Raw genomic sequence first — 21,642 nt, 5'->3', positions numbered from 1 at the left:
CAATAAAAGATAAAAAACAAATAATTAATAAAGAGATATCACAATAATCATAAATAAAAACATCATCAACAACAATAACAGAGGCATTTTCCTTGAAAACACCTCTTTTTATCTATTATAACATAATAATTATTTTTTAATAAATTTTTGATAATTAATTCTACCATCAATTATAGCTTTCATAAAATATGTATTTGGTTGAAGTTTTTTTACATTTACCTTATTATCTGTACAAATCACATCGATTTTCTGTCCATCAAGGTTGAAAATTTCAACATTATTAACTCTGGATTCCGACTTTATATAGAGATAATCCTCCACAGGATTCGGATACAACGTAATTTTATCATCTTTTACCGTTGAATCTTTAACGGATAATACTATTTCATTATTAATCTTAACATTATCAATATAAGCCACCCCTAAGGTATTATCGTGTACAAAACGCAGTTGATCCATATTTAATAAATTAACTACTGAACTCGTGTAAATCAAATTATCATTCAGGTAATATTTAATTTCTGTTGCTGTTCCTATCAACTTTACTTTATACCAGGTATTTGGTAACCATATTCCTCCTGTAGAAACAAGTTGCGGCACTCCGGAAACAGAGCGCAATATCTTTATCGCTCCTGTTTTATCAAAATCTAACCTTACAATAAACTGTTCAGCAATACTATCTACCCCTTGAAAACCAAAGACCGATCCATTAAGTTGTGACATATTAATATCAAATGAAACTGAAAAGTTATTATAAGCAATGGGCGTTGGAGGAAGATAAAAAGCCCCAATGATAGGTTCAGTTTGTGTACCGAAAACTGGCTCTTTTACAATTTTCAGAGAACGTTCTCCATCCGAAGCATGATCAACACATATAATCTGATTGGTTATATTTTCAGGAATTCCCCCGGTAGGGGTACTAATCCAGTCTCCTTGTCCATGGATATTTCCCTCTATAAATCCTTCATTATCTTCAAAGGATGCGGTTTGTTGAGCAAAAAACAATGTTGCCAACACAGAAAAAGCGATTGTGTAGAATTTTTTCATGGTAATTTTAAGTTTGTATTAAAAATATAAACTTTCTACAAATGGTGAAATAATTTATCATAAATAAAAAAATAAAGTCTTTATTCTTAATGAATTTATTTTAAAAGAGTCATTTTTAAACCATGTTCAGCTCTTGAACCAAGCTATAATATCAGATATTAATTATTGCCACTCTCATATCTACATTTTAACCACGAATATATAAAGCAAGAACTCATATACTCGTGGTATAAAAAAGAGAAAAAAAACAGTCTGTAAATCGGACTTTACTTTTTAATTATTGTTTTTGAAATGGTTTTACCTCCGGTTGTTATAGAAAACCAATAATTTCCGGTCGGGAGACCTCTTACATCTACTTTATTATCAATTAATTTCACATTTACTTTTCTTCCTGTTGAATCGAAAACCTGTACTTGATTTATTTTAGATCTAGAGTTTAAATAAACGTAGTCAAACGATGGATTTGGATATATTTTCACTTGTTCAGAAATGATATTATTTTCAGAAGTTCCCAGATTTCCTTGTATAACTTTTACATCATCCAAAATTAAAGCATGCTGATTAGCACTATTAAAATGCCTAAAATAAATTTTGACAGTCTGCCCTGCAAAAGCAGATAAATCAATACTTCTTTCAAAAGTAGCTCCCGGCTGAGGAAGTGTTTCTTCATGAACAGGTATTTCTCCCCCTTGATAACCATTACCAACCGGGATAACATATACCCCATAATGCTCATCACTATTTCGTGGTACATCAGAAGGTAACTTCAATCCTGCTGTTAAAAAGCTTAATACAGCAGCCTCTCCTACCGGCAAAACAATCTCGGGTGTTATCAGTAAATTATCAGGATCCATATTATTAAATAAATCATAAGAAAGAGAAACCGCTACATTCCCAGTAAAATTATAAGTTCCATCAAACGAATTCAATGAAGAAGTATCCACCGTCAGCCAATTATAGCCATCTAGATCAATATCATTTAAGGTAATAGTTGTAGGTAAATCGGGCGGATTAACCGAATCAAATGTTTCTTCATAAATCACATTTTGTGCGTTAACATGTAAAATTGAGCAGGATAATACAGCTGCAATCGAGAATAATAATTTTTTCATAAATGTTTAATAAAGGTTATTAATAAATTTAGACTCAATAAAATATTTTTAAATATTTGGATTACTGAATTTTATCAAATTTATCTTTTGCTCTATTAAAAACAAACTTTCAGAGACGAAAAATCAAAATATTCATAATAAACAAACAAAAAGCAGTTTTCATGTTATTATTTTTAATTAATCAAACAAAAACAAAACATTTAATAAACAATCATCTTATTCAATATAAAATAAATAAAATAATTTTATAAATTAGACTTTACTTTTTAATTATTTTTTTTGAAATGGTTTTACCTCCAGTTGTTATAGAAAACCAATAATTTCCGACTGGAAGATTCCTCACATCTACTTTATTATCAATTAATTTCACTTCTACTTTTCTTCCTGTTGAATCGAAAACTTGCACTTGATTTATCTTTGATTTAGAGCTTAAATAAACATAATCAGAAGAAGGATTGGGAAATACTTTTAATTCAGAAATAAGATTATTTTCAGAAGTTCCCAAACTTCCTCCTTGTACAACTTTTATATCATCCAACATCAAAGCTGCTTGATTAGCACTGTTAAAATGTCTAAAATAAATTTTAACAGTCTGTCCAGCGAAAGCTGATAAATCCAAGTTTCTTTCAAATGTAATACCTGGAGATATAGTTTCTTCATGAATTGGAGTTTCTATCCCTTCATAAACACCATTAGCAGAAATAACATACACTGCATAGTGTTCCTCATTATTTTGTACTGGGAAACCTGGAATCTCAGGAAACTTCAATCCCGCTATTAAAAAACTCAATGTAACAGTCTCTCCTGCTGGCACACTAATCCCCGGGGTTATCAGGAAATTATTAGGATCCAAGCCATAATAAGAAGCAGAGACAGCTAATTTTCCTGTAAAATTATACACTCCACCCATTCCACTCAAAGAAGCACTATCATCTGTCGTCCAATTATCACCATCACTATCCATGTCATCTAATTCTACACCTACAGGCAAACTAGGTGGAATGACTGAATCAAATGTTTCTTCATAAATCACAGTTTGTGCATTAACAAATAAAGCTGTACAAGACGATACAACTACAATAGAGAATAATAGTTTTTTCATAAATATTTAATAAAGGTTATTAATAAATTCACACAGCAAATCATTCTTAAAGATTTGAATTACTGAATTTTACCAAATTTATTTTTTGCTTTATTAAAAACAAACTTTTAAGATTAAAAAAATTAAATTAACCTCAAAAACAAATAAAAATCAATTTTCACATTGTTATTTTTAATCAATCCCAATCTATTATAAAAAAAACGAGGCATTTCATAAAGAAACGCCTCGTTTTGTAAAAATATCTTATAAATATTTAACTATTATTTTGAATAGTTTTCAAAAAACATTGGAATACTTTCAATTCCCTTATAGAAATTAAATAATCCGTAGTGCTCATTTGGAGAATGAATTGCATCTGAATCTAATCCGAAGCCCATTAATACAGATTTAGCTCCTAAAATCTGTTCAAACATAGCTGTAATTGGAATACTTCCTCCTCCTCTGTACGGAAGAACTTCTTTCCCGAAAGCTGTTTCCATTGCTTGTTTAGCAGCAGCAAATTCTTTGGTATCTGTTGGTAAAACATAAGGCATACCTCCGTGGTGAGGTGTTACTTTTATTTTTACTGTATCTGGAGCAATCTTTTCAAAATATTTCGTGAATTTTTCCGTGATCTCCTGAGGAGTCTGGTAAGGAACTAAACGCATTGAAATTTTAGCAAAAGCCTTTGAAGGAATTACAGTTTTAGCACCTTCACCTGTATAGCCACCCCAAATTCCGTTGCAGTCTAAAGTAGGACGAATAGATGTTCTCTCTAATGTTGTATAACCTTTTTCCCCTTCAATATTGCTTAATCCAATTGATTTTTTGAATTCTTCAGGATTGTCTTTTAACTTGTTCATTTCAGCTCTCTCAGCATCAGAAACAGTTTCTACGTTATCATAGAACCCATCAATGGTAATATGACCGTTTTCATCAATCAGATTAGCGATCATTCTTGAAAGAACGTGGATAGGGTTTGGAACAGCTCCACCATAAAGACCTGAGTGTAAGTCTCTGTTTGGACCTTCCACTTCTACTTCTACATAACTTAATCCTCTTAACCCTGTTGTAACAGTCGGTTGCTCGTTGCTATAAATATGAGTATCTGAAATTAAAATACAGTCGCACGCTAATTTCTCTTTATTTTCATTTACCCAGTCTCCTAAGCTTACAGATCCTACTTCTTCTTCACCTTCTAGGATAAATTTAACATTGCAAGGAAGAGCATTGGTTTTCATCATCGCTTCGAAAGCTTTCAAATGCATAAAGAATTGTCCTTTGTCATCAGCCGCTCCTCTTGCAAAGATTGCTCCGTCCGGGTGAAGTTCAGTTTTTTCGATATATGGCTCGAAAGGGGGTTTTGTCCATAATTCTAATGGATCAGCTGGCTGAACATCATAATGCCCATACACCAATACCGTAGGTAAGCTTTTATCTAAAATTTTCTCTCCGAAAACAATTGGATACCCTTTTGTCTGGCAAACTTCAACATTATCAGCTCCTGCATTTTTAAGGTGTGCTGCCACTACATCTGCACATTTCAATACGTCATCTTTATATGCCGGATCTGCAGAAATAGAAGGAATTCTCAATAACTCAAATAATTCATCCACGAAACGCTGTTTGTTTTCGTTAATGTAATTTAATGTCTCTTGCATTGTAAAAATTTATTTTGTTAAAATTAAAAAAAATGCACCGCTGGACCAAGCAAAAACACAGTGATTTTCTAAAGAATAATATTATTTCACCTGAATTAATCAATCCGTCATTTTTTTAAATAAAAAATGCCCTGTTTGTACAGGGCAATTGTATATTGTATACTACTAATTAGTGTCCAGCTTTTGGAGCCTCTTCTTTTGTTTCAGCAGGCTTTGCAGCAGCAGTACTATCTGTTTTAGGAGTTACAGCTTCTGGTTTTGCTGCATCTTCCTTGTGTTCAGCAGTAGCTTCATGTGTAGCATGAGCTTCTCCACCCTGAGCATCGTCAGAATATCTTTCTGCTCCTTCTTCAAGTTTCAAAGTACCTTTGTTTCCTCCCTGCGGTACTTTTTTACAGCTTACAGCTACCGTTGCAATCGCTAAACATATAACTAATTTTTTCATATGTAAAATTTATTTTTTAAATGTCATATAGAACCGCACTATTCTAATCTATTCTGATCTCTAAACAGCGAGCGATTTCATGCTCAAATTTTTGATTGCCCAAAATTAAGAAATCCTGTTTCTTTTGGCAACATTTTTATACTGATTTTAAAATAATTTTCCCTTTTTTGGACTGTGTAAAAATAAGGTAGTTATTTCCCCCATCTTTCAATCCATATTTCTTTTTGATTTCCTCGGGTTTTAAAGGGTAGTTTTTTGAAATAATATTGAATTGGTATTTCTTTTTAATCTTTTTAGAATCAATAACTTCCATTTCAAAAACTCTTCCAGGAAAGTCTTCATCTTTTTCTGAGGATGTATAAAGATGGGTATTGGAATGTAATTTTTTTAATTGAAATTTTTCTGAAATTAAATTAAAGATTCCTGCCTTTAAAATAGAATTATTAGGAATATATATGAATTTTTCAGGTTCGGAATACTCAGATTGGGCATTTTCTTCTTCTCCAAATGTGAAGCTAAAGGTAGATTCTTCGCTCTCAAGATTCACACAATTGCAAATAATCCCATTTTTATTTTCTTTGGACAAAAAGACTACAACTTCCTTCACATCGTTTTTAAGGGCAATAATATCAATTCTGAAAATATTCGGAAGTACGGAAACAAGATATTTTAAATCAATCAAAGGAGATAACTTAATGATCACCTGATCTGAGATTGATAATAAATTATCATGAATTTCAAGAATATTCGGAGAAAGGTCTTCTAAAAGAAAGACTTTATTTTTATTCTGATCTCTTCGGGCTGGATCTAAGTAAACAGTATCGAAATGTTCTTGGTTTTCATTCAAGAAATCTTCCAATTTACGATTGATAAACCTTGCTTTCCTTCCTAAAACAGTCCAATTATGTTCTACAATCTCTAAAAGTTCTGTGTTTTGCTCTATTAAGGTAACTTCCTCAAAGTTTTGTGATAAGTAATAAGCATCGATTCCGAAGCCACTTGTAAGATCAATAAACTTTTTACCTTTTAAAATTTGAGATTTATAAAGAGCAGTCTTTTCGGATGATGATTGCTCCATATTGAGCTGTGGTGGAAAGATTATTCCATGTTTTAATAAAAAGGGAAACTTTTTTTCAGCGACCTGTTTTCCTTTGATTTGTTGTACAATTTCCTGCATAGAAACTTCAGGAAACGGAGATTTTTTTAATAGTAATGAGTGCAGATCTGCCTTTAGATTTGCATTGATATAGTCTTGAACTTCTTTATTTAATAGTTTAACCACAGATTTCACAAATTTTACATTCATTAGGTTAAAATGCTTCGACTCCGTTCAGCATGACAACGCTAATATTAATTGCTTAATTTGCTGTTTTAAAAAATTAAGGTATTAAATTTTAACGGTTGTTATCTTGAACGGAGTCGAAGTATCTTAGTTTATTTTAAGATGATCTATTCAAACATTTCTGCCCAACGAACGGCTTTTATTTCGTTTTCGTTATACAGTTCTTCGATTGACTTTTTAACTTCTAATTTGGGGTATAAATTAACTCCAATCAGCTTTATTTTTCCTTCTTCAATCCATTGTTGCTCAGCAACAGCCTGCTCATAGATCTTTTTCTGAATGATTCCTTGTTTTAAAAGCTCCAAATATCCTCCTTCTTCTTCTATTTCAACAAATAAAGCCCAAGATTTTTCTGCAATCTGCTGAGTGACATCTTCTACATAATAGCTTCCGTTAGCTGCATCTTCAAATACATTGATGATACTTTCGTAAGCCAGAACGATCTGTTGCTTGAAAGAAATTTCTTCAGAGTTATCTGTACTTCTGTTTACAAGATAATTGTTTGTAAAAACGGCATCTGCTCCTCCAATCATTGCTGAAGCCAGCTCCAGTGTAGAACGAATCAAATTGTTCTCATTATCAGAAACAGCTTTATTTCTAAGAGAGGTTTCTGCAAATATGTAAGGAACTTCATCCAATCCGTATTCTTTGGAAAGTTGGTTAAAAACTATTTTAAAAGCTCTTAATTTTGCCATTTCAAAGAAATAATTTCCGCCAACAGCTATTTTAAAGATCAGTTTATTAAGAATTTCCGGTCCGTATACTTCTACGAGTTCCTTTGTTTTTGCTAAGGCAATACCAAGTTGTTGATAAATAGCTGCTCCGGCATTCTGATGTAATGAAATATCAACACAAATGCTTCTTTTGAATTCTTTTGCCAATAATTCTTTTGCCAATTGATCATCAATCGTTGCCTCTTTTTCATTAAATACATCAATTAAAGAAAAATACTGGTCATCTTCCTGTGGGCTGATATGTCCTGCAAGATCTTTATTGTTAACGAAAATGGTTTTCTCATCCAGATTTTCTACATTCTGATCAAGTAAAAATGCAAATACTTCTTCTTCCAGACTTTCGTGGTATGTTGCGACCAAATGGGTACTTTCTTCAACTTTCGGTAGATTTACCAAAGGTTTTTTAACATCTGTATAAAAAGGCTTCACCTCTATTCTTTCAAGGTTTTCCTTTTCCAGAATAGGATAAATATCTTCTGTTTTAAGCTGTTTTTTTACTAAATTTTCCCAGTTTGGAAGTATAGCTGTATTTGACATTAGTTTTGTTTAAATTGTGAATTGTCAATGGTGAATTTGCTTCGCAAGTGAATAGTTTCCATCAAATACCTCATTTACCATTCATTATTGACGCTTTTTACCACTCTTTTATTTCTTAGCGACTTTTGTACTGTCTACTACCAGAATGAAGATTTCTTCATTAGGTTTCTTCATAAAATAATTTTCTCTTGCGTATTTTTCCTTTTCTGATTTGTTGTTCATCAATTTTTTATAGAAGGCATCGTTCTTTTCGTATTCTTTTTTATAATACTCCAATTGATCTTCATATTTATGAATCTCACCATTCAGTTCGTTAATTACAAGAAATGAAGTTTTGTCGAAGAAAATCATCCATACCAAAAACAGACAGATCGTAATGGTATACTTATTCAACACATATTTTTGGATAAGTTTGAATGTTTCAGATTTCGGCTGAATGTCTTTGATAAGGTTATTTTCTTCCATTTTTTTAATGTTTTTTCAACGAGTTTTTAATAACAGTAGTTAAAAAATCAATGGCTACGGAATTCTGTTTCATATTTGGAATAATAAGATCGGCATCATTTTTAGATGGTTCGATGAATTCCTGGTGCATTGGCTTTAAAGTAGTCTGATAACGATGTAATACCTCGCTCAGATCTCTTCCTCTTTCTTGGGTATCTCTTCTGATCCTCCTGATTAATCTTTCATCAGAATCTGCATGAACGAATACTTTCAGATCAAATTCTTTTAATAATTCTTTATTAGTAAGAACCAAAATTCCTTCTACTACCAATACATTTTTAGGCTCTACAGTAACGTGATCTCCCGTTCTGGAATGTGTTACAAAGCTATAAATAGGCTGTTCAATAGGCTCATTATTTTTTAAAGCTTTCACATGTTTTATCAATAATTCAAAATCTATTGACTTCGGATGGTCATAATTTAAAGCCTCTCTTTCTGTCAGTGTAAGACCTTGGTTGTCGTGATAATAATTATCCTGAGAAAGGATGTTCATTCCTTCGATATCAAGCTGCTGAAGTATCTTATCAACAACTGTAGTTTTGCCGGATCCTGTCCCACCAGCAATTCCTATTACAAGCATTGTTTTTTTGTTTCTTTATAGTTGGTACAAATATACTATTTTAGATAAAATGTGGCAATGCAAGAATATTGAGAAATTTAAAGATTAAAGCATTTAAAGATTAAAAAACTTCCCGGAATGCAGTCATTCTTTGTGATGTATTGTTATTACTAGATTTTCATCTCTATATTCAATAAAAAAACCGACAATTAAAATTAAATTGTCGGTTTTTATTTTATAAGATTTCACTTGTTAATTCTCGTGAAATTAATTTTTCGTGCATAGGTTTCAAAGTATCCAATGAGCCTGTTTTTACGGTACATTTGCCCTTATAATGGACAAGAATTGTACATTGTTCTGCCTGCTCTAATGTATGCTTACAAATTTCGATCAGACTGTCTATTACATAATCGAATGTATGAATATCATCATTATGTAACACAAGTTTATAGATATCATCCGTATCGTCCAAAACAAGAACTTCTTCTTCATACTGACGTTTTGGATTTTCGTAGTCTTTTATAGTATTATAAAAATTCATTCTTAGCTGTTTTTAAACTTCTCCAATTTTATCTGCTAGATTATCGATAGCATTAGGTTCCTGATAAATCAATTCTACAAGCTCAACGCTTTTATTGTTCATCTTCAGAATTTTGAAATGATAATGATCAAGATCAAACTCCTGGTTTTCTTCAGGAATATCTTCCAATTCATAAAGAATAAATCCTGCTAATGAATTGTACTCGCTTTCCTCAGAAAGTGGTAGTTTTTTAGGTAAAAATTCATTAATTTCATCCAAAGGTTGTGTAGCCTGTACCCAATAGGTGTTGTCAGCAATTTTATCAACGATCTTTTCTTCTTCATCTTCTTCATCCTGAATTTCCCCTACAAGTTCTTCCAGAATATCTTCAAGTGTAATAATACCTTCAGTTCCACCAAATTCATCAATAACGATGGCAAGGTGTTGTTTTTTCTGTTGGAAAATCTTTAATAAGTCTGAAACTTTTTTGCTTTCTACTACGAAAAAGGCATCACGCATAAGGTCTTTAAGATCTTCATGATCTAAAGCTCCTTTTCTTTTCACATATTCTCTGATAATTTCCTTTGTATAGAAAATACCTATTACATTGTCAATAGAATCAAGATAAACAGGAATACGGGAATATCCGCTATCCATGATCTTGTTGATAATATCATTCACATCTTCTTCAAAGTCGATAGATGTTATGTTCTGTCTTGGAACCATGATCTGTTTTGCAGAGTGATCTGTAAAATCAAACGCATTTTTGATAATCTCATAGTTCTCTTCTTCAATTTCACCACTATCTGCACTTTGCTTTACCAAAAGCTGAAGTTCTTCTGTAGAGTGAATTTCCTGTTCAGATGCCGGGTGAATTTTTACAAGTCTTAAAAATCCGTTAGACATTGAGTTCATCAACCAGATAAACGGTTTAAAAATCGTATAAAAAACCCTCAATGGAACTGCTGTTGCCATTGTTGTTGCTTCAGATTTTCTGATGGCTATTGATTTTGGAATAAGTTCACCAAATACAATATGCATAATGGTAATCAACACAAAACTAGTCACCACTGAAATGGTAGTAATTGTTGTTTGGGTTAATTCTACATTTAAAGAGTGAAATATGTTTTCAACAATATGATGCAGGGCGCTCTCTCCTACCCAACCAAGGGCAAGGGATGCCAATGTAATTCCTAATTGTGTAGCAGAAAGATATTCATCCAAATGTTTGATGATATGCTCTGCCTGCTTTGCCATAGAATCCCCTTCTGCGGCTTTTAATTGAATTTGAGAGTAACGAACTTTAACAATTGAAAATTCTGCGGCTACGAAGAAGCCATTTAGTAAAACAAGAAATAAGGCCAGCAAAAGCCTGACTATGTCCGAGTCCATTTAGAAGTTGTATAAATTTTATTAGCTACAAAGATATGCAAAATATAAATAACCTGAATCCCGGATAGATTATTTCAATAGAGGAATTTTTGAGGAGAAATTTGACCGATTTAAACCTATCTATTTTTTAATAAAAAAAATAATTGAACATCCTTTTCATTTCTTCCTTAAAAGATGCCTTTTTGACTGCTTAATTGCAATTTTAACCCTTTAATAACAAAAAAAGCACCGATAATATCGATGCTTTTGATTGTATGTTAAAATAATTCTTTACGAATTTTTTAAAGCTTCTGCTCCGGAAACAATTTCCAAGATTTCGTTGGTAATTGCAGCCTGTCTTGCTTTGTTGTAGAAAATCTTAAGATCATTTCTCAAAGCTTCTGCGTTGTCTGTAGCTTTATGCATTGCAGTCATTCTAGCTCCGTGCTCAGATGCTACTGAATCTAAGATTGCTTTGAAAACCTGAGTTTTGATAGACTTTGGAATTAAGTTATCCAAGATCTCAGCTCTGTTTGGTTCAAAGATATAATCTGTTTCAACCTGTGGTTCTGTAGTTTCAGGCATTGAGATTGGAAGAAGTTGTTCTGTAGTTACCTCTTGAGTAGCTGCATTAACGAATTTGTTATAGATAACATAAACTTCGTCAAATTTTCCTTCTTTGAAGCTTGTCATTACTCCTTCAGTGATATGAGCAACTGCATCAAAGTTCAGATTATCATAAACAGAACTTCCATTAGCATATACTGAACGATTTCTTCTTACAGCATCATATACTTTTTTACCTACAGGAAGAACTTCAATCTCATACTGAGAGTTGTTCTGGAACTGAAGGTTAAGCTCTTTTACGATTGAAGAGTTAAAAGCTCCCGCAAGACCTCTGTTTGAAGTAACAGCGATGAAAAGTATTCTTTTAACCTCTCTTTTCTGAGCATATACAGAAACCTGGTCAGGATCAGAGCTAGAATTTACATTCTGGATAAGCTCCTGTAATTTTTCAGAATAAGGTCTTAACATTACGATTGCGTCCTGTGCTTTTTTAAGTTTCGCTGCGGAAACCATCTTCATAGCACGTGTAATCTGCATCGTAGATGAAATTGACGTAATTCTGCCTCGTATTTCTTTTAAGTTTGCCATTAATTTGGGTTCAAAGTTTAAGGTCTAAAGTTTAAGGCTTAAAACATTCAATTTTAAACCTTAAACATTGACTTTTTTAGTTGTATTTAGAAGCTAAATCGTTAGCTGCCTGCTTAAGAACGCTTGTAATATCGTTATCGATTTTTCCAGACTTAATAGCAGCCATTGTATCAGGGTGCTTAGATCTTAGGAACTCGATATATTCGTGTTGGAATTCTTTAATCTTGTTCAATGGAACGTTTCTCATTAAGTTTTCTGTTCCAGCATATACGATCGCTACCTGACTGTCTACAGGAAGTGGTGCATTTACCGGCTGCTTAAGGATCTCTACGTTTCTTTCTCCTTTAGAGATTACTGCTAAAGTAGAAGCATCAAGGTCAGAACCGAATTTAGCAAACGCTTCAAGTTCTTTATATTGAGCCTGGTCTAATTTAAGAGTACCAGAAACTTTTTTCATTGATTTGATCTGAGCGTTACCTCCTACTCTCGATACAGAGATACCTACGTTGATCGCAGGACGAACCCCTGAGTTGAATAGATCAGACTCCAAGAAGATTTGTCCGTCTGTAATAGAGATTACGTTTGTAGGGATATATGCAGAAACGTCACCAGCCTGAGTTTCGATGATTGGAAGAGCAGTTAATGAACCACCACCTTTCACGATTGGTCTAAGAGATTCTGGTAAATCGTTCATTTGCTTAGCGATGTTATCATCAGCAATTACTTTTGCAGCTCTTTCCAATAGTCTTGAGTGAAGATAGAAAACGTCTCCAGGGTAAGCTTCACGACCCGGTGGTCTTCTCAATAGTAGAGAAAGCTCACGGTAAGCAACAGCTTGTTTAGATAAATCATCATAAACGATAAGCGCTGGTCTACCAGTGTCTCTGAAGAACTCACCGATAGAAGCTCCTGCCATTGCAGAATATACCTGCATTGGAACTGGATCTGATGCGTTAGCTGCAACGATTACCGTATAAGCTAAAGCTCCTTTATCAGAAAGTGTTTTAACGATTTGTGCTACAGTAGAAGCTTTCTGACCGATAGCAACATATATACAATATACTGGTTTACCAGCATCAAAGAATTCTTTTTGGTTGATGATCGTATCGATCGCAACAGTAGTTTTACCTGTTTGTCTGTCACCAATGATAAGCTCTCTCTGACCTCTTCCTACAGGAATCATCGCATCAATTGCAACGATACCAGACTGTAAAGGCTCAGTTACCGGTTGTCTGAAGATAACTCCAGGAGCTTTTCTTTCTAATGGCATTTCGTATAAATCTCCTGTGATAGGACCTTTACCATCGATAGGGTTACCAAGAGTATCTACTACTCTTCCTAACATACCTTCTCCTACTTTGATAGAAGAGATTCTGTTTGTTCTTCTTACTGTATCCCCTTCTTTTACTAATTTACTTTCACCAAGTAGAGCAACACCTACGTTGTCTTCTTCAAGGTTAAGTACAATACCTTCTACATCACTAGAAAATTTCACCAACTCTCCGTATTGTACGTTTTCTAACCCGTATACACGAGCAATACCATCACCGATGGTTAAAACTGTACCTACTTCCTCAACGTTTGATTGAGTATCGAAGTTGGCCAATTGCTGTTTTAAGATCGCAGATACTTCTGCCGGATTTATTTCTGCCATTGTATGGTTGTTTTTCTTAATTTAATTGGAAATCTTTTTTAACTTGGTTCAATTTTGTCTTCACAGACGCGTCTACCTGCTGGTCTCCTACTCTTAGGATGTATCCACCTAAAATATCTTGATTGATGATCAATTTCAAATCGAAGTTTGAGTTTGCATTTACCAAGTTGGTAGATCTTAGGATTTGATCAATATTCTCTTTAGAAAGCTGAGTAGCAGTAGTAAGTGTTACTCTTTGTACTCCGTTGATATCTTCAACTTTGTTGATGAATTCCTGAGCGATATTTTTTAACTGGTTCTCACGTCCGTGTTTAATAACCAATTTGATCAAATTCTGGGAAGATGCTGATAAACCTTTGAAAATTTCGTTTGCTACCTCTATTTTCTTTTTTGCATCAATGTAAGGTGTAAGGAAGAATTTGTTCAAATCCTGAGATTCAATCATGATCTTCACTACATCTTTCATTTCAGAAAACACGGCAGCTGTCTGACCTGATTCATTAGTGAAATCAAGTAAACCCTGTGCGTATCTTTTCGCTACTTTAGATGTAAGCATTCTTAGTTAAGGTTAGATTTGTTGATATAATTTTGAACTAATTCGTTTTGAGCTTCCGTGTTATCTAACTTTTGTTTCAAGATAGATTCTGCAATGTTTACAGATAAAGCACCGATCTGAGTTTTGATGTCTGCCATTGCAGCATTTTTCTCAGCGTTGATTGTTTGCTTAGCAGCTTCGATAAGTTTGTCTCCTTCCGCTTTAGCAACATCTTTAGCTTCACCTACGATTCTGTCTTTAATTTCTCTAGCTTCTTTAAGGATAGCGTCTCTTTCGATTTTAGCTTCACGAATGATTCTTTCGTTGTCAGCTTTAAGATCTTCCATCTCTTTTTTAGCCAATTTAGCTTGGTTTAATGCATCAACGATAGAAGTTTCTCTTTCATTAACAGCATTTACAATTGGTTTCCAAGCGAATTTAGCTAGAAGAAATAATAGGATAACAAAAGTAAGGGTCATCCAAAACAAAAGTCCAATTCCAGGTTCAATAATTCCCATATCTGTAAATTCTTTTTTTTTAAATGTTATTTTATGGATTGTTTTTTAAAAATTCTTAGCAGCAGCCAACCGCTTTACTGCTAAGAATGTTTTTTGAGGATAGATTACTTGATGAAAGCACCAAAGATGATCGCGATAAGACCAGCACCTTCAATAAGACCAGCAGCAATAAGCATTGCTCCTTGAATCTTACCAGCTTGTTCTGGTTGTCTAGCGATAGCGTCCATTGCGTGACCACCGATTTTACCGATACCTAGACCTACACCTAGTACTGCTAAACCGATACCTACGTAAATTAATCCTGCTCCTGTTGATAAATCCATAATAAATAAATTATATTAGTTAAAAAATTATTTTTAAATTCTTTCTTTTAATTAGTGAGCGTGCTCTTCGTGACCGTGCTCATGTTCGTGCTCTGCAACTGCGATTCCGATAAATAGTGCGGATAATACAGTGAAGATATATGCCTGCAATGCTGCTACCAATAATTCCAATACTGAAACGAATAATGCTAAAGGTACAGATGCAAATCCTAATAATGGAGTTTTGAAAATGAAGATCAATGAAACGATCGCCAAGATCATAATGTGTCCTGCTGTAACGTTAGCGAAAAGTCGCATCATTAAAGCAAAAGGCTTTGTGAAGATTCCGATAATCTCGATTGGAACCATAATTGGGTACAATAAGATAGGAACCGGCGGCATAAAGATGTGTTTCCAGTAATCTTTATTCGCACTGAATAATGTAATTAATAATGTAATAATTGCTAATACTGCTGTGATCGCAATGTTACCTGTAAGGTTAGCTCCAAAAGGGAAGAAAGGAATCAATCCAAAAAGGTTGTTAATCCAGATAAAGAAAAATGCAGTTAGTAAATAAGGCATATATCTTTTGTATTTAACAGACCCGATGTTTGGAATAGCCACTTCATCTCTGATAAACACAATCACTGGCTCCATAAACCTCCCAATACCTTTTGGAAGTTGTGATTTTTTATAGTTTCTTGCCATTCCTATGAACACTACCGCCATAAAAAGTACTGACAAGAACATTGAAGCTGCGTTTTTTGTTACTGAAAGATCAAAAAACACTTCGTTTGATTTTTGCTTTCCACTGATGATTGAAAATAATGTAGCTTTTTCAACACCTTTAGTAGAAACTACCTGCCCGTGTTCTAAAGTATACCCATCATGTTCGTGTCCGTGAGCAATACTACTAGAAAGAAAAGTATGCCAGCCTTCATTATCTTTGATGATAACAGGCAAAGGGATAGAAACGTGATGTTCTTCACCACTGTCATCTTTTGTAGTCCATAAATGCCATTCATTAGAATCACCAATGTGCTCCATGATCATCGTGGTCGCATTGAAGCCGTCTTTCGCTTCTTTGTTCTCTACTTTTTCCGCTGATTTCTCTCCTTCAGATTCATGTTGAGCAGAAGCTAAACTGCTTATAAACACAAATAAAAATGCGAAAAATAATGAAGAAATTTTTCTGTTCATATCTCTTTTTTAATCGTGTGCAAATATATCGATTTTATTAAACTTTACCAATACTAAAAATTGATTTTTATCATCAAAAAAATCAAGACTTATTAATGAGTTTTATTATAGGTAAATAAATAAGGAATGATGCGACAAGAAAACAGATCACTATAAAGAGAAAATTAGCCTGTGTCTTTTCTATTATTATTAAAGAAACAATAAGCCAGACCAGGTCCTTAGAGAGATTAATGACCAGAAACTTCATTCCTGCATCCTGTTTACCGTACAAATACTTTTTAAATACTATATATACTATTATATTAAGCAATGCTATTAATAATACAATAATAAAACTATCAAGAAAATTCATGCTGCAAAAATAGGATTATAATTTTTGAATCAAAAGAATTGTGAATTCTTCTATATTATAAGGATGGAAGATGGAAGCGGGATGATGGAAGTTATGATTCTATAAAGCAACAATTCAACCCGTTTTATCAGAAACAATCCAAAACTCTTCCTTTTTTTTAATATATTATTAAAGAATCTTATTTTACTTTAATCGGTCTCAAAAACTCCCCTCTTCCCGCTTCCATCTTCAATCAAAGCCTTATAATATTAAATCTATCATACTTAATTTTCCTAACAAAACATCTTATCAAGAATCATATTTACCTTTATCGACCTCAAAAAATACTCTTCTCCCCGCTTCCAGCTTCCTACTTCAATCAAATCCTTATAATATTAAGTATATCATACTCAGGTTTCTTAAAAATTCCTTATTTTTGCAAACCTATAATTTACAATAAATATGTTTAATAGTTTACAGGATAAATTAGATAAGGCATTACATAATATTTCCGGACGTGGAAAAATTACCGAAATCAATGTAGCGGAAACCGTAAAGGAAATCCGTAGAGCGTTGGTAGATGCCGACGTTAACTATAAAGTTGCAAAAGATCTTACTAAAAGAGTTCAGGATAAAGCATTAGGCGAAAACGTTCTTACTTCCCTTACTCCGGGACAGCTGATGACGAAAATCGTTCATGACGAGCTTGTGGATTTGATGGGAGGTTCTCAGGAAGGAATTAATCTTTCAGGAAAACCGTCTGTAATCCTTATTGCGGGTCTTCAGGGTTCTGGTAAGACTACTTTCTCCGGAAAACTTGCTAATTATTTACAAACAAAAAGAAATAAAAAGCCTTTATTGGTAGCATGTGACGTTTATCGTCCGGCAGCAATTGACCAGTTGAAAGTATTAGGAGGACAGATTAATGTTCCTGTGTATACTGAGGAAGGATCTACAAACCCTTCTACCATTGCTGAAAATGCAATCAACTTTGCAAAGGCTAATAATCACGATGTAGTAATCGTGGATACAGCAGGTCGTTTAGCGATTGATGAGCAGATGATGAACGAGATTAAATCTGTACATTACTTCATCAAGCCACAGGAAACTCTTTTCGTGGTAGACTCTATGACAGGTCAGGATGCTGTGAATACTGCTAAAGCGTTCAACGATGCATTAAATTTTGACGGGGTTGTTCTTACCAAATTAGATGGTGATACAAGAGGGGGTGCTGCATTAACGATCCGTTCTGTTGTTGAAAAGCCAATCAAATTTATCTCTACAGGAGAGAAAATGGAAGCTTTAGACCTTTTCTACCCGGAAAGGATGGCAGACAGAATCTTAGGAATGGGAGACGTTGTTTCCTTAGTAGAAAGAGCTCAGGAACAGTTTGATGAAGAAGAAGCTAAAAAACTTCACAAGAAAATCGCTAAAAACGAGTTTGGTTTTGACGATTTCTTAAAGCAGATCAACCAGATCAAGAAGATGGGTAATATGAAAGATTTGATGGGGATGATTCCTGGGGTTGGGAAAGCCATCAAGGATGTAGAGATCAGCGACGATGCATTTAAACATATTGAAGCTATCATCTACTCTATGACACCTGAAGAAAGAAGAAAACCTTCTATTATCAATACTCAGAGAAAGAATAGAATTGCAAGAGGAGCAGGAAGAAAGATTGAAGATGTAAACCAATTGATGAAACAATTCGATCAAATGGGTAAAATGATGAAGATGATGCAGGGACCTCAAGGAAAGCAAATGATGCAGATGATGAGCAAGATGCCAAATATGCCTGGAATGGGTGGAATGTTTGGGAAATAATTCAGAAACATTCTTTAAAATATAAAATCCGACTCAAATTGAGTCGGATTTTTTGTTTTTTTATCCTTAAATAACTTGATTATTTATCAGATTTCTGCCCTTTTCCTGTAATGAAATAAGAGAAACCAACATTCACACCGAAAGTCTTAAAAGTTGCCTTAACATCTTGATCCATAAAAGTGTCTTTATGTGAAAATTGATCATAAGAAATACCTAAATTAATTCCCAAAGACTGAGTTGCCATATACGTTGCTCCACCCTTTACTTTCCATGCTAAACCATCTATAGTTGATGATTGATCAAGTATAATCAAAGTATTAGGAATTACATTATTATCTCTGCTACGAATCTTTGTTGTATTTGACACATATCCAACACCGGCTCCTAAAAACGGAACAATTTTACTGGAATTAGTAAAATAATAAGTCCCCGTAGGCATTATTGAAAAAGAAATATCTGTATTTTTATAACGTTCATAGGTAGTTTTAGTATTGATATATCCTAAGTCAATACCAATGGCTAATTTATTGATTACAAAATATCCCACCGAAGGAGTTACCGAAAAAGTATTTGTTTTAGGTATATCAATGGACTTATCCCCCACCTTAGTAGTAGTTGTAACATTATTAAAACCTAATCCTGTATTTCCACTGATTACCCAGGCGCCTTTAGTCATCTGAGCATTAGAAAGTCCAGAAAGTGCGATTGCACCTGCTAATAAGAGTTTTTTCATGGTTATTATATAAAAAAATGTTTCCAAAAATACGAAAAGCCCTGAGAATTCTCAGAGCTTTTTTATTATTTTATCTTTCAATAAATAGATTATTTATCAGATTTTTGCGCTTTTCCTTTAATGAAATAAGAGAAACCAACATTCACACCGAAAGTCTTAACATTTGTCTTAACCTCTGTATTCATGATCGTTTCTTTGCTTGAAAACTGATCATAAGAAACACCTAAATTAATCCCTAAAGACTGAGTTGCCATATATGTCACTCCTCCTTTTACTTTCCATGCCAAACCATCTGTAGTGGTCTCCGTATTCTGCATAAGAATTGGATCATACATACCATTATTAATACCATTATAAGAAGCCTTTTGCTTATTTGATGCATAACCGATTCCCGCTCCCAAGAATGGTACCAGTTTGCTTGAATTAGTAAAATAATAAGTCGCTGTAGGCATTACAGAGAATGTAGAGTTCGTATATTTAGTTTTTTCATATTTAGTCGTAGTATTCACATAGCCTAAGTCAATACCAACCGCTAATTTATCAATGACGAAGTATCCTACAGAAGGAACAATTGAGAATGTATTTACTTTTGGACCGTCAGTAGAGCTACTTCCAATTTTTACCGTAGTTGTATTGTTATTAAAGCCCATTCCCGTGTTTCCACTGATTACCCAGTCACCTTTAGTCATCTGAGCATTAGAAAGTCCGAAAAGTGCGATTGCACCTGCCAATAATAGTTTTTTCATGATTATTAATTATTATTAATTGAGTTATTAAAATTTATATCCTACTCCAATTTGAAGGAAATTCATCTTTAGTTTTTCTCCATCTACAGGATTTTTAATCATATTGGTCAATCCAAAGCTGTAACGCGCGTCTACAAAAAAGCCTTTATAAACGTTATAATCCGCTCCAAGGAACAAACCGAACTCAGTAGACTTAAGATTATCATCAAAAGTTTTTTCAAGGTATTTTTCTCCTTCACGTAGAGCCTCCTGGTTTGACGATGCTCCACTCACTTCCATTTTCACCTTTGTATTGGTTCTAAAGCTCACATATGGACCTGCATAAAGCCCTAATTCTGGTGTAGCATAATATCTTGCAGACACAGGAATCACGATTCTGTTAAAGTTTAATTTTTCCGTTACTGTAACGCCATAAGCTTTCACAACAGCTTTGCCGCCTAGATTAGCATACTCCAGCTCTCCTTGTAACGCAAACTTATTATTGAGTTTATGCTCAACCAATCCTCCTATATAGAAACCAGATTTTGATTCCATGCTGGCTTTGATACCTCCGATTTCAAAATTATCATCATTAGAATTCAACGTTGATAAAGAATATCCAGCCTTTACTCCGAATTTAGTTTGTGCATTAAGCCCTGCAAATAGAACAATTGCAGATGCCAGTAAGATTTTTTTCATGATTATTATTAAAAAAGTTTCCAAAAATACAAAAAAGCCCCGAGAAGTCTCAGGGCTTTTTGCTATATGTTTTGTTTATTATTTTGCAAATACATATTTAACTCCGAAAGTTACAGAAGTTAAGTTTAAACCGAAGTTATAGTTGTTTTGTCTGTTAGCTCCGTCAACATCTACTTTAGAAGTATTGTAACCGAATTCACCGATAGTAGCTTCGATAGTCCAGTTTTTGTTTAAGAAATAATCTAAACCTGGCTTAACGTTAACACCAATAGTAGTTTTGTTATACTTGTTAGAAGTTGAAGTAACAGTTGTGTTTCCACCTACTGTAGTTGTAGTAGTATCTTCGTCTTTAGTTTGACCAAATGCCATTGGAACTTCTAATTGTCCAAAGATGTATAATTTATCAGATAAAGTCCAGTACTTTCTTACGAAAGGAGCTACAACGAATGCAGATTCAGTATCTTTAGACTTTAATACTGTGTTAGCACCTTGATCTGTAGTCGTTTTAGTGTTAGCATTTTGGTAACCAACTCCTAAACCTACTGCTAAGTTAGTGTTTACAAAGTAACCTACTGTTGGAAGAATTGTAAAGTTCTCTCTTCTCTCATCATTAGAGTTATTAAACTCTTTTTGAGCGTAGTTAACTTGTCCTGATACATATGTAGTTCCTTTAGCAATCTGAGCGTTTGATAAACCGAAAAGTGCAACAGCACCCGCTAATAATATTTTTTTCATTTTAAAAAATTTTAATACTTTCTGAGGGCAAATTTACAGTGGTCCCCAGTAATATTAAAATTTGTTAATGTGATTAATATCATTGTTAAAATTTGACTATTTACAACAATAATTCATATTAAAGAGAGTCTTTTGAGTTTTTCACAATATTATGAATAAATAAGCTCCAATTTATCATCGGGAGCCGAATATGTTTACTTTTTTTAATTTATCACTTTTATCGAAATTCTTCCCTTTTCACTTAAATTCATATAAAAAGTATTTTTAAAACATTAACATTTAATATATTAAGTCTTAAAATTTAAACAAATGTTTACA

22 protein-coding genes are annotated in these 21,642 nt (G+C 33.5%); 1 reads left to right on the top strand and 21 read right to left on the bottom strand.

The genetic code is table 11. The features are described from left to right. Positions 1 to 129: 129 nt before the first annotated feature. From BW983_RS04530 to atpB, 17 genes are all read right to left on the bottom strand, one after another. Entirely contained in the window at positions 130 to 1,047 is a 918-nt protein-coding gene (locus BW983_RS04530) for a T9SS type A sorting domain-containing protein (RefSeq protein WP_076550232.1), read from the bottom strand. 266 nt (positions 1,048 to 1,313) lie between these two features. After that, positions 1,314 to 2,159, bottom strand: a complete 846-nt coding sequence (locus BW983_RS04525) for a T9SS-dependent choice-of-anchor J family protein (protein WP_076550230.1) — start codon at positions 2,157 to 2,159, stop codon at positions 1,314 to 1,316. Between the two features lie 259 nt (positions 2,160 to 2,418). Beyond that, positions 2,419 to 3,261 carry a T9SS-dependent choice-of-anchor J family protein gene (locus BW983_RS04520; RefSeq protein WP_076550228.1) on the bottom strand — a complete coding sequence of 281 codons (843 nt, stop codon included), beginning with the start codon at positions 3,259 to 3,261 and terminating at the stop codon, positions 2,419 to 2,421. Between the two features lie 260 nt (positions 3,262 to 3,521). After that, the gene (locus BW983_RS04515; RefSeq protein WP_076550227.1) at positions 3,522 to 4,901 is read right to left on the bottom strand and encodes a dipeptidase; all 1,380 of its coding nucleotides are present in this window, start codon (positions 4,899 to 4,901) and stop codon (positions 3,522 to 3,524) included. A gap of 169 nt (positions 4,902 to 5,070) precedes the next feature. Next, the gene (locus tag BW983_RS04510) at positions 5,071 to 5,346 is read right to left on the bottom strand and encodes a hypothetical protein (RefSeq protein ID WP_076550225.1); all 276 of its coding nucleotides are present in this window, start codon (positions 5,344 to 5,346) and stop codon (positions 5,071 to 5,073) included. A 136-nt stretch (positions 5,347 to 5,482) separates the two neighbouring features. Further along, on the bottom strand, positions 5,483 to 6,652 hold the full coding sequence (locus BW983_RS04505; RefSeq protein WP_076550223.1) for a class I SAM-dependent methyltransferase: 1,170 nt from the start codon (positions 6,650 to 6,652) through the stop codon (positions 5,483 to 5,485). Positions 6,653 to 6,795: 143 nt separating this feature from the next. After that, positions 6,796 to 7,959, bottom strand: a complete 1,164-nt coding sequence (locus BW983_RS04500) for a methylmalonyl-CoA mutase family protein (RefSeq protein WP_076550222.1) — start codon at positions 7,957 to 7,959, stop codon at positions 6,796 to 6,798. Positions 7,960 to 8,067: 108 nt separating this feature from the next. Then, positions 8,068 to 8,424 carry an FtsB family cell division protein gene (locus tag BW983_RS04495; protein WP_068943509.1) on the bottom strand — a complete coding sequence of 119 codons (357 nt, stop codon included), beginning with the start codon at positions 8,422 to 8,424 and terminating at the stop codon, positions 8,068 to 8,070. A gap of 4 nt (positions 8,425 to 8,428) precedes the next feature. Next, on the bottom strand, positions 8,429 to 9,043 hold the full coding sequence (gene udk / locus BW983_RS04490) for a uridine kinase (protein ID WP_045497309.1): 615 nt from the start codon (positions 9,041 to 9,043) through the stop codon (positions 8,429 to 8,431). Positions 9,044 to 9,257: 214 nt separating this feature from the next. Further along, positions 9,258 to 9,563: an ATP-dependent Clp protease adaptor ClpS gene (locus BW983_RS04485; RefSeq protein ID WP_076550220.1), complete on the bottom strand. Its 306-nt coding sequence runs from the start codon at positions 9,561 to 9,563 to the stop codon at positions 9,258 to 9,260. A gap of 12 nt (positions 9,564 to 9,575) precedes the next feature. Beyond that, positions 9,576 to 10,934 (bottom strand): hemolysin family protein, encoded by a 1,359-nt coding sequence (locus BW983_RS04480; protein WP_076550219.1) that lies wholly within the window; start codon positions 10,932 to 10,934, stop codon positions 9,576 to 9,578. Positions 10,935 to 11,204: 270 nt separating this feature from the next. Beyond that, positions 11,205 to 12,068 carry an ATP synthase F1 subunit gamma gene (atpG, locus tag BW983_RS04475; RefSeq protein WP_068943512.1) on the bottom strand — a complete coding sequence of 288 codons (864 nt, stop codon included), beginning with the start codon at positions 12,066 to 12,068 and terminating at the stop codon, positions 11,205 to 11,207. Positions 12,069 to 12,144: 76 nt separating this feature from the next. Then, positions 12,145 to 13,722, bottom strand: coding sequence for a F0F1 ATP synthase subunit alpha (gene atpA / locus BW983_RS04470; RefSeq protein WP_076550217.1), 1,578 nt, complete (start codon positions 13,720 to 13,722; stop codon positions 12,145 to 12,147). Between the two features lie 16 nt (positions 13,723 to 13,738). Continuing rightward, entirely contained in the window at positions 13,739 to 14,278 is a 540-nt protein-coding gene (atpH, locus tag BW983_RS04465; RefSeq protein ID WP_076550216.1) for an ATP synthase F1 subunit delta, read from the bottom strand. Positions 14,279 to 14,280: 2 nt separating this feature from the next. Beyond that, a complete protein-coding gene (locus BW983_RS04460) occupies positions 14,281 to 14,775 on the bottom strand; it encodes a F0F1 ATP synthase subunit B (protein ID WP_045497327.1) in 495 nt (164 codons plus the stop codon). Positions 14,776 to 14,879: 104 nt separating this feature from the next. Continuing rightward, positions 14,880 to 15,098, bottom strand: a complete 219-nt coding sequence (locus tag BW983_RS04455) for an ATP synthase F0 subunit C (RefSeq protein WP_007844726.1) — start codon at positions 15,096 to 15,098, stop codon at positions 14,880 to 14,882. Between the two features lie 51 nt (positions 15,099 to 15,149). After that, entirely contained in the window at positions 15,150 to 16,277 is a 1,128-nt protein-coding gene (gene atpB / locus BW983_RS04450) for a F0F1 ATP synthase subunit A (RefSeq protein ID WP_076550214.1), read from the bottom strand. 793 nt (positions 16,278 to 17,070) lie between these two features. On the opposite strand from atpB, the gene ffh reads away from it, so the two are divergent. Beyond that, a complete protein-coding gene (gene ffh / locus BW983_RS04440) occupies positions 17,071 to 18,432 on the top strand; it encodes a signal recognition particle protein (protein ID WP_076550211.1) in 1,362 nt (453 codons plus the stop codon). Positions 18,433 to 18,511: 79 nt separating this feature from the next. On the opposite strand, the gene BW983_RS04435 is transcribed toward ffh, so the two are convergent. The 4 genes from BW983_RS04435 to BW983_RS04420 all read right to left on the bottom strand — a co-directional run bounded on the left by BW983_RS04435 (position 18,512) and on the right by BW983_RS04420 (position 21,324). Then, the gene (locus tag BW983_RS04435) at positions 18,512 to 19,165 is read right to left on the bottom strand and encodes an outer membrane beta-barrel protein (RefSeq protein ID WP_076550210.1); all 654 of its coding nucleotides are present in this window, start codon (positions 19,163 to 19,165) and stop codon (positions 18,512 to 18,514) included. Positions 19,166 to 19,254: 89 nt separating this feature from the next. Then, positions 19,255 to 19,911 carry an OmpW family outer membrane protein gene (locus tag BW983_RS04430; protein WP_076550208.1) on the bottom strand — a complete coding sequence of 219 codons (657 nt, stop codon included), beginning with the start codon at positions 19,909 to 19,911 and terminating at the stop codon, positions 19,255 to 19,257. Positions 19,912 to 19,938: 27 nt separating this feature from the next. Then, positions 19,939 to 20,589, bottom strand: a complete 651-nt coding sequence (locus BW983_RS04425) for a porin family protein (RefSeq protein ID WP_076550207.1) — start codon at positions 20,587 to 20,589, stop codon at positions 19,939 to 19,941. Positions 20,590 to 20,667: 78 nt separating this feature from the next. After that, the gene (locus tag BW983_RS04420) at positions 20,668 to 21,324 is read right to left on the bottom strand and encodes an outer membrane beta-barrel protein (protein WP_076550205.1); all 657 of its coding nucleotides are present in this window, start codon (positions 21,322 to 21,324) and stop codon (positions 20,668 to 20,670) included. Positions 21,325 to 21,642 lie beyond the last annotated feature (318 nt).

Origin of the sequence: Chryseobacterium ureilyticum (genome assembly GCF_900156735.1) — a bacterium.
Classification (GTDB): Bacteria; Bacteroidota; Bacteroidia; order Flavobacteriales; family Weeksellaceae; genus Chryseobacterium; species Chryseobacterium ureilyticum.
Note: the sequence above shows the minus strand (reverse complement) of the source record. Positions and strands in the feature narration are given on the sequence as shown.